Here is a 13,224-nt window from a genome sequence, read left to right as displayed (position 1 = left end):
TCTTATAATGTAAGTAGAAAGAACATGCATGTTCCAATACGATTATTGGGGTGGTACAAGGTGGAACAAACACTTGTTATACAAAAGAAGAAGGGCTTTGGATTTTCGCAAGGAATTGGGATTACATTATTAATCGCAATTGCCGCGAAATATTTAGCAGAGCTTCCATTTTTAAATATTATGGGACAATTAGTAATTGCTATTCTAATTGGGATGGTTTGGCGCGCTGCAATTGGAGTTCCTCATGATGCGATTGCAGGAACGAACTTTGCGAGCAAGAAGTTACTGCGCTTTGGGATCATCTTACTTGGAATGCGATTAAATCTTGTTGATATTGCGAAGGCGGGGCCGAAAGTATTGGTCATCGCGGCGGTTGTTATTACATTTACTATTTTTGTTGTATACGGACTAACGAAAGTATTTAAAGTAGAAAAGAAACTTGGGATTTTAACAGCATGCGGTACGGCAATTTGCGGCGCGGCCGCGGTTGTGGCAATTGCACCGCAAGTGAAAGCAAAAGATGACGAAACAGCAGTTGGAGCGGCGATCATTGCAATTTTAGGTACAATATTTACGCTTATTTATACGTTATTATATCCAGTGCTTGGCCTATCTCCATACGGATATGGAGTGTTCTCAGGGGCGACACTGCATGAAATTGCTCACGTAATTGCGGCTGCGGCGCCAGGAGGAAGCACGGCTGTAGATATCGCAGTTATCGTGAAACTAACGCGCGTTGCAATGCTTGTACCAGTAGCGATTTTAATCGGATTATGGTTTGGTAAGAGTGAAGGTAGCGAGGGAAAAAGATCATGGCGCGAACTTCCAATACCATGGTTCATTTTCGGGTTCTTAGCGATGAGTGCAGTGCATTCGCTCGGGATTATTCCAGAAGTTGTTGCGGGATACATTGTTGTTCTTGCTTACATGCTTATCGCAATGGCGATGGCAGGGCTCGGTTTAAATGTAGAGTTTAAAACGTTCCGTAAATTAGGAAGTAAAGCATTTGTGGCGGGGCTGATTGGCTCGGTTTGCTTATCGGTTCTTGGATACGTTCTTGTATATGCGTTAGGATTTATGTAGTAGAGGAGAAAGCTGTTCCCGAAGGTATTTGGGGACAGCTTTTTCTTATGATTATAGTAGCGCTACGGATGTCGATATATTTGGAAAATCGCCGATATAAATGGAGTTGCGCTGATATATTTGGGAAATCGCTGATATATTTCAAGTTGCACTGATATATTTAGAAAATCGCTGATATAAATTGAATTACTCTTGTACTTTGTTAGAGTAGATGTTCAATGAAACATTTTTCTAAAATTTGTAAAGATATCTTTACTTATAACTGGAAAATATTTATAATTTAAGTAAAGATATCTTTACTTTTGAAGGTGGATCCTATGGGTGTGAAAAATAAAATAAAAGAGTTAAGAAAGCAAAATCATATAACACAAGTTGAAATGGCAAAGGTGATGCAGGTGACGCGGCAGACGATAGTGGCGATTGAAAATCATCATTACAATCCGAGTCTAGAGTTATCTTTAAAAATTGCCAAATATTTTGGAGTGAAGGTGGAGGAAATATTTACGCTGGAGTAAGGAGAAAGAAAATAAATGATAAGCTTGAGAGATTTCAATTAGAGTAAACGTTTAAATATATAAGGATTGGTTTTGATTTATTAATTAGTATCGCATCAACGAGCGTGTTAGCAACAAGGAATAATAGATAGAAAAAGGGGAACTGGGATGGGATTACCGGTGTTATGTGTCGCTACAGCTATATTTTCGCTTCTTTGGGGAATGCAAAACTTTTCTCGTAATCCAGTGCCGAGTATTTGTATTATGATTGGTACTGTAGGTTTATCGTATTATTTATTATTATTAGCCCATTATCATAAAACGGCAACGAGTGTTGTTGTTGGAGCACTTATTTTATTTTGTGGGCGCGCCATACAAAAGGGGTTATTTCCATAAAAGCTGTTTATACATTTTGTATAAACAGCTTTTTGTATTTTTTTTACAAAAAGCTTGAAAGTTACGTAACGTCATCTTTTATAATGAAAGGGAAGAGGTGATGGTAGTGATTTCAATACAAGAATTGACGAGAGAAACAGGGGTTACAGTACGTACACTACGTTATTATGATCAAATAGATTTATTAAAGCCGAGCGGAAAAACAGAGGGTGGACATCGGTTATATAGTGAAAATGACGTTATTCGTTTGCAACAAATTTTATTTTTAAAAGAAATGGGATTTTCATTAAAAGAAACTGCGAATATGTTAGTAAAAGGTGAGCTGGATTTAAAAAATTCGCTTGAAAAACAACTTCGGTTTGTACAGGAAGAACAAAAGAAATTTAATCGAATGGAGAGTGTTTTACAAGCAGTTGTTTATTCGGTAGATGTGGAGGGAGAACTCGATTGGAAAGTTATGTTTGAACTGATTCAGCTTTCGAAGCAGTCTCCTCGTATACGTGAAATATTTCAAAATGAAGTATTTTCAAAGGAAGAACAAAAATTGCTTCATAATTTACCAAACATGAGTAAGGAAGATCCGAATGTTTTAGAATGGGTAGATTTATTAAAGCAATTACGCACTTTTATGAAAGACGGTAAAGAAGCTGCTAGTGATGAGGTACAAGGGGCAATGAAGAGATTAATGCAGAAGTGTTTAGAAATGGCCAATGGTGATGAAGCGTTTTTAGATAAGTTATGGGAAGTTAGAAAATCGAAGGAAGATTCACAGAAAATGAGCATGTATCCAATTGAAGAAGAACTTTTAGTGTATATGGATGAGGCTTTTCGTATTTATGATGAAAGGGAGAAGGATAAATGAGCATACTCGCAGAATATCGTTGGTATTTTTTAATTGGGGCAGAAATTGTATTTTGGTTATCAGCTATCGGTTTCTTTTTACTTCGCTACGGATTCCGTTTGAAAAAGGCGAGTTTTATTATGGGAATTGTACTCCTCGTAAATGAAGTGTTTATTTTAACTTTAGGAGTAGTGGACTATTATCAAACAGGAAAGTTCTCTAACTTTCAAATTATTACTGTAATTATTTTATTGTATGCAGTTTTCTACGGGAAAAAGGATTTGAAGAAGCTTGATATATTTGCACAAAAATCAGTTGCGAAATGGCGTAATGAACCGGCGCCTATTATTGAAGAACAGGTAGAATTAATAGGCATGGCCTATGCAAAGCAGGAAATAAAAAATTGGGTATTACATCTTGTTTTATTCGTTGGTGTGCACATATTCTTTTTCTTCGCGTATGGATTTATTCCATTTGAACAATGGGGTAATTGGTTAGAATCGGGAATCGTTTTAAATAAAGCTGCAAGTCGCGTGAGCCAAGTGTGGGCGATTGTATTTTTAGTTGATACAGCAATTTCATTTTCATATGTGATTTTTCCGAAGAAGGAGAAAGGAAAAGAAAAGCTACTTTCATAGTTGAAAGTAGCTTTTCTGGTATACAAATAATTTTTATAGGAGAGGATGACAATAGAAAAAAGAATCAGCTGTATATGTCTATTTCTCTTTAGTTTAGTAGCATGTTCACCATCTAGCACTACAATTGATAAGAAGAATGATGTCATTGTAAAGGGAGTAGGAACTTCCAATCTAGATAAATTCGAACAGTTCGTTATGAACGTTGATCAAGGGGAAGTTGATAAAATAAGAATTGTACAGTATACCGATGAAGGTGACCCGGTTTTTCAAACGTTAGAGCATAGTGGGAAAGATATCCTTTATGTGTTAGATAGTAGACAAGACAAGTTTGCTGGTGACCATAAAGGATTACATAAAGATAGTTATAAAAGTATTGTTAAAGAGCAGCGCGAATCAGAAAGTACTTATCGGTTAACAGATTGTACGAATGAAGATGGACGCAATGGATATGACTTATTATATGTATCAAAAAAATAGAGTTAGTAGAGGAAGGAAGTATTTACTCCTTCCTTTTTCTATGTGTATATTGTCGAAAACTTTACCGAATATCTGTTCGTTTTTTTAGGTTTTTTATAGGTATTCGTGGTAAAATAATAATACAGATTTTTATGAGGAGGTCGGATTTTCTTGGAACGTCAATTTGAAATTGTCTCAGCGTATTCCCCGCAAGGTGATCAGCCGGTAGCTATAGAGAAGCTTGTAGAGGGAATTAATAGTGGAAAGAAAAAGCAAGTGTTGCTTGGAGCAACAGGAACGGGTAAGACATTTACGATTTCAAATGTCATTAAAGAAGTGCAAAAGCCAACACTTGTTATGGCTCATAATAAAACGTTAGCAGGGCAGTTATATAGTGAGTTGAAAGACTTTTTCCCGAATAATGCAGTTGAATATTTTGTTAGTTACTACGATTATTATCAGCCAGAAGCGTATGTACCACAAACAGATACGTTTATTGAAAAAGATGCGCAGATTAATGATGAAATTGATAAATTGCGTCACTCGGCAACGTCTGCATTATTTGAACGGGACGATGTAATTATTGTTGCGAGTGTTTCTTGTATATATGGCTTAGGTTCTCCAGAAGAATACCGCGAGCTAGTTGTTTCGCTTCGAGTTGGTATGGAAAAAGACCGTAATCAATTGCTTCGTGAACTTGTTGATGTACAGTATGGACGTAATGATATTGATTTCAAGCGTGGTACATTCCGTGTGCGAGGAGATGTAGTTGAAATCTTCCCGGCATCACTTGATGAGCATTGTATTCGAATCGAATTTTTCGGTGATGAAATAGATCGTATTCGTGAAGTAAATGCGTTAACAGGTGAAGTATTAGCAGAACGTGAGCATGTAGCAATCTTCCCAGCATCTCACTTCGTTACACGTGAAGAAAAGATGAAGGTCGCTATTGAAAATATCGAAAAAGAATTAGAAGAGCGTTTAAAGGAATTAAATGAAAACGGCAAGTTGTTAGAAGCGCAGCGTATAGAACAGCGTACACGTTATGATTTAGAAATGATGCGCGAGATGGGATTTTGTTCAGGTATTGAAAACTACTCCCGTCATTTAACACTTCGTCCAGCGGGGGCAACGCCGTATACGCTATTAGACTATTTCCCGAAAGATTTCTTAATCGTTATGGATGAATCGCACGTATCAGTACCGCAAGTAAGAGCGATGTATAACGGGGACCAAGCGCGTAAGCAAGTGCTTGTGGATCATGGATTCCGTCTGCCGTCAGCTTTAGATAATAGACCGCTCACATTCGATGAGTTTGAAGAGAAAACGAATCAAGTTATTTATGTTTCAGCAACGCCAGGACCGTATGAGTTAGAGCAGTCGCCAGAAGTAATAGAACAAATTATTCGTCCAACAGGGCTTTTAGATCCACCAATTGATATACGACCAATTGAAGGGCAAATTGACGATTTATTAGGAGAGATTCAAGATCGTATTGCAAAAAATGAACGTGTATTAATTACGACTTTAACGAAGAAAATGTCAGAGGATTTAACGGATTACTTAAAAGATGTAGGAATTAAAGTTAACTATCTTCACTCTGAAATTAAAACGTTAGAACGTATTGAAATTATCCGCGATCTTCGCCTCGGTAAATTTGATGTACTTGTCGGCATTAACTTATTGCGAGAAGGATTAGATATTCCGGAAGTATCACTTGTAGCTATTTTAGATGCTGATAAGGAAGGGTTCTTGCGTTCAGAACGTTCATTAATTCAAACAATCGGTCGTGCCGCGCGTAATGAAAACGGCCGCGTTATTATGTATGCAGATCGTATAACGAAATCTATGGGAATTGCGATTGAAGAAACGAAGCGTCGTCGTAGTATACAAGAAGCTTACAATGAAGAGCATGGTATTACGCCGAAAACGATTCAAAAAGGCGTTCGTGATGTTATCCGTGCAACGACAGCTGCTGAAGAGACAGAAACATACGAAGCAACTCCTGCTAAGAAAATGACGAAAAAAGAGCGCGAAAAGACAATTGCGAAGATGGAAGCAGAGATGAAAGAAGCAGCAAAAGCGTTAGACTTCGAGCGTGCAGCTGAACTAAGAGATTTACTATTAGAATTAAAAGCGGAAGGGTGAAAAAAGTGAGTAAGAGCAAGGATTTTATCGTTGTAAAAGGTGCTAGAGCACATAACTTAAAAAATATTGATGTAACCATTCCGAGAAATCAGCTTGTCGTTGTAACGGGATTGTCTGGTTCGGGGAAATCATCATTAGCATTTGATACGATTTATGCAGAAGGGCAGCGCAGATACGTAGAATCGTTATCTGCGTATGCGCGCCAGTTTTTAGGACAAATGGATAAGCCGGATGTGGACACGATTGAAGGATTGTCACCAGCAATTTCAATCGATCAAAAAACGACGAGTCGTAACCCACGTTCAACTGTCGGAACGGTAACGGAGATTTATGATTACTTACGTTTATTATTTGCACGAATTGGTACGCCAATTTGTCCGAATCATGGCATTGAAATTACGTCACAAACAGTAGAGCAGATGGTAGACCGCGTTCTTGAATATCCTGAACGTACGAAATTACAAGTGTTAGCGCCTATCGTTTCTGGGCGTAAAGGTGCGCATGTAAAAGTACTTGAAGATATTAAGAAGCAAGGATATGTTCGTGTTCGCGTTGACGGTGAAATGCTTGATGTATCTGAAGATATTGCGTTAGATAAAAACAAGAAGCATTCCATTGAAGTTGTAATTGACCGTATTGTTGTAAAAGAAGGAATCGCAAGCCGTCTTGCTGATTCACTTGAAAGTGCATTAAAGCTTGGCGGGGGACGAGTGTTAATCGATGTTATGGGAGAAGAGGAACTTCTGTTTAGCGAACATCACGCTTGTCCGCATTGTGGTTTTTCAATTGGAGAATTAGAGCCGCGTATGTTCTCATTCAATAGTCCGTTCGGAGCATGTCCTTCTTGTGATGGACTTGGTTCAAAGCTAGAGGTAGATTTAGAGCTTGTTATTCCTAACTGGGATTTATCATTAAATGAACATGCGATTGCGCCTTGGGAACCAACAAGTTCACAATATTACCCACAACTTTTACAATCTGTATGTAATCATTACGGCGTTGATATGGATGTGCCTGTAAAAAATATACCGAAAGATTTATTTGATAAAGTGTTGTACGGAAGCGGGGAAGAGAAAGTTTATTTCCGCTATGTAAATGAATTTGGTCAAGTAAAGGAAAATGAGATTTTATTTGAAGGTGTTATTCCAAACATTGAACGTCGTTATCGTGAAACGAGTTCCGATTACATTCGTGAGCAAATGGAAAAGTATATGGCAGAACAAGCTTGTCCAAAGTGTAAAGGTGGACGCTTAAAGCCTGAGAGTTTAGCTGTATTTGTTGGCAATAAAACGATTGCTGACGTAACGAAGTATTCAGTTCAAGAAGTACAAGAATTCTTCTCGAATGTAGAGCTAACGGAGAAGCAACAAAAAATAGCTCATTTAATTTTAAGAGAAATTCAGGAGCGCGTTGGGTTCTTAGTGAACGTTGGTTTAGATTATTTAACGTTAAGTCGTGCCGCAGGAACTTTATCAGGTGGTGAGGCGCAGCGTATTCGTTTAGCGACGCAAATTGGTTCTCGTCTAACTGGCGTACTTTATATTCTTGATGAGCCTTCAATTGGTTTACACCAGCGTGATAACGATCGTCTTATTCGTACATTGCAAGAAATGCGCGATTTAGGTAATACGTTAATCGTTGTTGAACATGATGAAGATACGATGATGGCTGCTGACTATTTACTTGATATAGGGCCTGGTGCAGGTATTCACGGTGGACAGGTCGTTTCAGCGGGGACGCCGGCTGAAGTTATGCAAGATGAGAATTCATTAACAGGGAAGTATTTAAGTGGTAAAGAGTTTATTCCAGTTCCACTTGAAAGACGTAAAGGTGATGGACGTAAAGTAGAGATTGTCGGCGCAAAAGAGAATAACTTAAAGAATGCGAAAATGTCATTCCCACTCGGTACGTTTGTAGCGGTAACAGGGGTATCTGGTTCTGGTAAAAGTACGATGATTAATGAAGTACTATATAAATCGCTAGCTCAAAAGTTATATAAAGCGAAAGCGAAGCCAGGTACTCATAAAGAGATTAAAGGTCTTGAACATTTAGATAAGGTAATTGATATTGATCAATCACCAATTGGTCGTACACCACGTTCTAATCCAGCGACGTACACAGGTGTATTCGATGATATTCGTGATGTGTTTGCACAAACGAATGAAGCGAAAGTGCGCGGATATCAAAAAGGACGTTTCAGCTTTAATGTAAAAGGTGGCCGTTGTGAAGCGTGCCGTGGTGATGGAATTATTAAAATCGAAATGCATTTCCTACCAGATGTGTATGTTCCGTGTGAAGTTTGTCATGGTAAACGATATAATCGTGAAACGTTAGAAGTGAAATATAAAGATAAGAATATTTCTGAAGTGTTAGGGATGACAATTGAAGATGGAGTAGAATTCTTCGCCAATATTCCTAAAATTAAGCGTAAACTTCAAACGCTTGTAGATGTTGGGCTTGGTTATATGAAATTAGGTCAACCAGCAACAACATTATCTGGTGGGGAAGCACAGCGTGTGAAATTAGCTTCTGAATTACACCGTCGTTCTACAGGTCGTACGTTATACATTTTAGATGAGCCAACGACTGGTTTGCATGCGCATGATATTGCACGTCTTCTAGAAGTGCTGCAACGTCTGGTTGAGAGCGGTGAGACGGTACTTGTAATTGAACATAATTTAGATGTAATTAAAACAGCTGATTATATCGTTGACCTTGGACCAGAGGGCGGAGATAAAGGTGGACAAATCGTTGCTTCCGGAACGCCAGAGCAAGTAGTGAAAGAAGAACGCTCATACACAGGTAAGTATTTAAAAGAGATTTTAAATCGTGATAAAGCAAGAATGAAAGAGAAAATAAAAGAAGTAGAGTTATCGCAATAAGTTTATTGATGAAAACCGAGTGGAAATGACGCTCGGTTTTTATTGTATAGGGGGAGAAGATGGAGTTTTTAGAGGTGTTAAGGAAGAAACATATGAAGGTAAGAGAGTTTCAAAGTTGGGGTGTATATTTTCGAAAGCGCTGGGAGGATCACTTTGCAAATCATTTAAGTGATAAAGAAAAAGAAGATATTTTTCTTTATGGAGATAGGTATGCATGTGGTTATCTATGGCACATATTTAGTTATGAGAAAAAGAAGTGTTTAGAGGGTAAAGAAGCGGAAAACGCGTTTCATAATGAAGTGAAAAAGGATTGCTACATTTTCTATCAACACTGTGATGAGGTACTGTTAATAAAGGATGCGAGTTTGTTACATATGGATGATATATTGTGTGAGACAGACGATGCGTATAAAGGTGAAATCTATATCGTAGATAAAGATTTCACTTGGACCTTTGTAAAAACTCATGAACATAGGTGGTGTGGTCCTTATTTTGCGAGGAAGTGTTAGTAGGTATACAAGCATGAAAGATAGAATAAGTTGATATAAGTGTTTGTATCATACTTGCGTTTATTATCTATTAGCGTATGATGAAATATATATGTTTAAAAGGATGTGTAACGAAATGAGATGGATTGTATCACTTCTTGTAAATAGCGTTGTGTTAATCGCTGTATCGGGACTTTTAAAAGGGATTGCACCAGATGCATTTTACGTAGCAAATATACAAACTGCAATTATTGCGAGTATTATATTGGCGGTTTTAAATGTGTTCGTAAAGCCATTTTTAATTTTAATTACGCTACCAATTACTGTTGTAACTTTCGGCTTCTTCTTAATTGTTATTAATGCGATTACGTTAAAAATAGCAGATTCATTATTAGGAGATGCTTTTAATATATCAGGATTTGGTGTAGCGATTGTTGCGGCAATTTGTATTTCAATTTTTAATATGATAATTGAAAAGGCAATTGTTGAACCTCTATATGAAAAAAAGAGAAAGTGACAAAAAGAAAAACATTTCATTATTCGTATGAAATGTTTTTTTCTATTTATTAGAAACCGTATTTCTTGTTTCCAGAAAAAAATGGTACAATATCCGATAGAATGGAATTTTACATCAAACGAGACTGAACCCGCAGCGGAGTGGAGGTTTATACATATGCCGAAAGTAAGGACAAAAGATTTAATTGAACAATTTCAATTGGAGTTAATCAGTGGTGAAGAAGGCATTCATCGTCCGATTGATACAAGTGATTTATCACGACCTGGAATTGAAATGGCAGGATTTTTTACATATTATCCAGCAGATCGTGTGCAGCTTCTTGGAAAGACGGAGCTTACGTTCTTTGACACGTTAACGTCAGAGCAAAAACAAGAGAGAATGAAAGCGCTTTGTACTGAGGAGACGCCATGTATTATTGTAACTCGTAATCAAGATGTACCAGATGAGTTATTACAAGCATCACGTGAATCAGGTATGCCTTTATTACGTTCTTCTCAAACGACAACTAGATTATCAAGTCGTTTAACAAACTATTTAGAAGGTAAGTTAGCACCAACAACTGCTGTTCATGGTGTGTTAGTAGATATTTACGGTGTTGGTGTTTTAATTACAGGTCAAAGTGGTGTTGGTAAAAGTGAGACAGCTCTTGAGCTTGTAAAGCGTGGTCACCGTCTTGTTGCGGATGATAGTGTAGAAATTCGTCAAGAAGATGAAGACATGTTAGTCGGAAGCTCACCAGATTTAATCGAGCATTTATTAGAAATTCGTGGTCTAGGTATTATTAACGTTATGACGTTATTCGGTGCAGGGGCAGTACGAAATTATAAGCGTATTACACTTGTTATTAATCTTGAAATTTGGGATCAAAAGAAAAATTACGATCGCTTAGGTCTTGATGAAGAGAAGATGAAAATTATTGATACAGAGCTTACGAAGATTACACTTCCAGTTCGTCCTGGTCGAAACTTGGCTGTTATTATTGAAGTAGCAGCGATGAACTTCCGTTTAAAACGTATGGGAGTCAATGCAGCACAGCAGTTCTCTGAACGATTAATGAGTGCAATTGAGTTAGGAAATCAGGAGTAAACTTTGGAGAGGGAGGTCATATACATATGCTGTTAGCTTCTGTACCACAGCTTGACCGTGTAGCTATCCAACTTGGGCCGTTTCCTGTGTATTGGTACGGGATTATTATCGGTACAGGTGTGCTATTAGGTCTTTGGCTGGCAACTCGCGAGGGAGAAAGGCTAGGTATTCCAAAAGATACATTTGTTGACCTTGTATTAATTGCAGTACCGATCGCTATTCTTTTTGCGAGAATGTACTATGTTATTTTTGAATGGGAATATTACGCACAAAATCCGAGTCAAATTATTAATATTCGTCAAGGTGGTTTGGCGATTCATGGTGGTTTAATCGGGGCTGTTATTACAGGTGTTCTTTTTGCGAAACGACGCGGACTTTCTTTCTGGAAGTTGGCTGATATTGCTGCACCAAGTATTTTACTAGGACAAGCAATTGGCCGATGGGGAAACTTTATGAACCAAGAGGCGCATGGTGATGAAGTAACGAGACAGTTTTTAGAAGGTCTTCATTTACCGGATTTTATTATTAATCAAATGTATATTGAGGGTGTGTACTATCATCCGACGTTTTTATATGAATCATTATGGAATTTTGCAGGCGTAATTTTACTACTTGCATTAAGAAAAGTGAATTTACGTCGCGGGGAATTATTCTTCACATATTTAATTTGGTATTCAGTAGGACGCTTCTTCGTAGAAGGCTTACGTACAGATAGTTTAATGCTAGGACCACTTCGTATTGCACAAGTAATGTCAATTGGACTTGTTGTTATTTCTATTATTTTCATTATTGTGAGACGAAAACTGGGGCAAGCTGATAAAAGATATTTAGAAAATTAGAGACAAGTAGCATCTTATTATAAGATGCTGCTTCTTTCATATTCAGGAAGGCGAAAGGACTAAGGCGATGAGAATAAATACAGTTTTATTTGATTTAGATGGAACTTTAATTAATACAAACGAACTTATTATTTCTTCTTTTTTACATACTTTAAATACATATTATCCAAATCAATATAAGCGTGAAGATGTATTGCCATTTATCGGTCCATCTTTGCATGATACTTTCAGTAAGATTGATGAAAGTAAGGTTGAAGAGATGATTACAAGTTATCGCGAATTTAACCATGATCATCATGATGAATTAGTAGAAGAATATGAAACTGTATATGAAACAGTTCGAGAGTTGAAGAAGCAAGGTTATAAAGTTGGTATTGTTACAACGAAAGCGAGACAAACCGTTGAGATGGGATTACAGTTGTCAAAGCTTGATGAATTTTTTGATGTTGTCGTGACAATTGATGATGTAGAGCATGTGAAACCACATCCAGAGCCACTTCAAAAAGCGCTTGAATTATTAGATGCAAAACCAGAAGAAGCATTGATGGTTGGGGATAATCATCATGATATTGTCGGTGGTCAAAATGCGGGGACGAAAACAGCTGCGGTTTCATGGACGTTGAAAGGTAGAGCGTATTTAGAGGCTTACAAGCCGGACTTTATGCTAGATAAAATGAGTGATTTGCTACCGATTTTGTCTAATATGAACCGTTCATAAAGGTCCAAGTAAGTTAGTAGAGGAGCGAGCTAAGTGCGACGGACAACGCGCTATCCTGTTTCAGGAGAAAATTCATTATGGAATGTGTATAAAACAGTGTCTTTTTGGAAGGTAATGAAAAACTTTATTATTATCCAAATTGCACGTTACACGCCATGTTTATCTGTGAAGAATTGGTTGTACCGCACTTTTTTACGGATGAAAGTAGGAAAGAAAACATCATTTGCGCTTATGGTAATGCCGGATATTATGTTCCCAGAAAAGATAACTGTGGGAGAGAATTCGATTATTGGCTATAACACAACGCTTTTAGCACATGAATATTTAATTCGTGAATATCGACTTGGAGAAATCGTCATTGGAAATGAAGTGATGATTGGAGCGAATGTAACAATATTACCAGGTGTGAAAATTGGAGACGGTGCGACTGTCTCAGCTGGCACACTTGTTCATAGAGATGTACCGAGCGGTGCTTTCGTAGGTGGAAATCCAATGCGTATTATTTATACGAAAGAGCAAATGACCGCCAGAGAAGGTTCATGGTGAAAATGTAACATTTCTCCTCTTTTTTTATGAATAAAAAGGAAATAATTGAGTATAATATACTGTTTTGTTTTTTACGGAATCGTTTATACTTA

14 protein-coding genes are annotated in these 13,224 nt (G+C 37.5%); all 14 read left to right on the top strand.

Annotated elements, in window-relative coordinates; genetic code table 11:
* Positions 1–60: 60 nt before the first annotated feature.
* Positions 61–1,083 (top strand): YeiH family protein, encoded by a 1,023-nt coding sequence (locus C3Y97_RS26040; protein WP_000438415.1) that lies wholly within the window; start codon positions 61–63, stop codon positions 1,081–1,083.
* A 317-nt stretch (positions 1,084–1,400) separates the two neighbouring features.
* The gene (locus C3Y97_RS26035; protein WP_000538370.1) at positions 1,401–1,598 is read left to right on the top strand and encodes a helix-turn-helix transcriptional regulator; all 198 of its coding nucleotides are present in this window, start codon (positions 1,401–1,403) and stop codon (positions 1,596–1,598) included.
* A gap of 147 nt (positions 1,599–1,745) precedes the next feature.
* Entirely contained in the window at positions 1,746–1,973 is a 228-nt protein-coding gene (locus C3Y97_RS26030; RefSeq protein WP_000524139.1) for a hypothetical protein, read from the top strand.
* Positions 1,974–2,073: 100 nt separating this feature from the next.
* On the top strand, positions 2,074–2,835 hold the full coding sequence (locus C3Y97_RS26025) for a MerR family transcriptional regulator (RefSeq protein WP_000260344.1): 762 nt from the start codon (positions 2,074–2,076) through the stop codon (positions 2,833–2,835).
* Positions 2,832–3,452, top strand: coding sequence for a hypothetical protein (locus C3Y97_RS26020; RefSeq protein ID WP_000025210.1), 621 nt, complete (start codon positions 2,832–2,834; stop codon positions 3,450–3,452). Before C3Y97_RS26025 ends, C3Y97_RS26020 begins: the two co-directional genes overlap by 4 nt.
* 45 nt (positions 3,453–3,497) lie before the next feature.
* Positions 3,498–3,929 carry a DUF4362 domain-containing protein gene (locus C3Y97_RS26015; RefSeq protein ID WP_000151274.1) on the top strand — a complete coding sequence of 144 codons (432 nt, stop codon included), beginning with the start codon at positions 3,498–3,500 and terminating at the stop codon, positions 3,927–3,929.
* Positions 3,930–4,079: 150 nt separating this feature from the next.
* Positions 4,080–6,056 (top strand): excinuclease ABC subunit B, encoded by a 1,977-nt coding sequence (gene uvrB / locus C3Y97_RS26010; protein ID WP_000441063.1) that lies wholly within the window; start codon positions 4,080–4,082, stop codon positions 6,054–6,056.
* 5 nt (positions 6,057–6,061) lie between these two features.
* Positions 6,062–8,938 carry an excinuclease ABC subunit UvrA gene (gene uvrA / locus C3Y97_RS26005; protein WP_000045572.1) on the top strand — a complete coding sequence of 959 codons (2,877 nt, stop codon included), beginning with the start codon at positions 6,062–6,064 and terminating at the stop codon, positions 8,936–8,938.
* Between the two features lie 59 nt (positions 8,939–8,997).
* Complete coding sequence (locus tag C3Y97_RS26000; protein ID WP_000394739.1) at positions 8,998–9,447, top strand: DUF4275 family protein; 450 nt, start codon at positions 8,998–9,000, stop codon at positions 9,445–9,447.
* A 115-nt stretch (positions 9,448–9,562) separates the two neighbouring features.
* A complete protein-coding gene (locus C3Y97_RS25995) occupies positions 9,563–9,943 on the top strand; it encodes a phage holin family protein (protein ID WP_001267308.1) in 381 nt (126 codons plus the stop codon).
* A gap of 156 nt (positions 9,944–10,099) precedes the next feature.
* The gene (gene hprK / locus C3Y97_RS25990) at positions 10,100–11,029 is read left to right on the top strand and encodes an HPr(Ser) kinase/phosphatase (RefSeq protein ID WP_001127250.1); all 930 of its coding nucleotides are present in this window, start codon (positions 10,100–10,102) and stop codon (positions 11,027–11,029) included.
* Positions 11,030–11,055: 26 nt separating this feature from the next.
* Positions 11,056–11,868 (top strand): prolipoprotein diacylglyceryl transferase, encoded by an 813-nt coding sequence (gene lgt, locus C3Y97_RS25985; protein ID WP_086692168.1) that lies wholly within the window; start codon positions 11,056–11,058, stop codon positions 11,866–11,868.
* Between the two features lie 67 nt (positions 11,869–11,935).
* Positions 11,936–12,586: a pyrophosphatase PpaX gene (gene ppaX, locus C3Y97_RS25980; RefSeq protein WP_001222403.1), complete on the top strand. Its 651-nt coding sequence runs from the start codon at positions 11,936–11,938 to the stop codon at positions 12,584–12,586.
* Positions 12,587–12,619: 33 nt separating this feature from the next.
* A complete protein-coding gene (locus C3Y97_RS25975; RefSeq protein ID WP_001255055.1) occupies positions 12,620–13,132 on the top strand; it encodes an acyltransferase in 513 nt (170 codons plus the stop codon).
* Positions 13,133–13,224: the final 92 nt, after the last annotated feature.

This window comes from Bacillus sp. DU-106, from assembly GCF_004799705.1.
GTDB lineage: Bacteria > Bacillota > Bacilli > Bacillales > Bacillaceae_G > Bacillus_A > Bacillus_A cereus.
The sequence above is the reverse complement of the archived record's forward strand: the minus strand, read 5'-3'. Positions and strand labels throughout refer to the sequence as shown.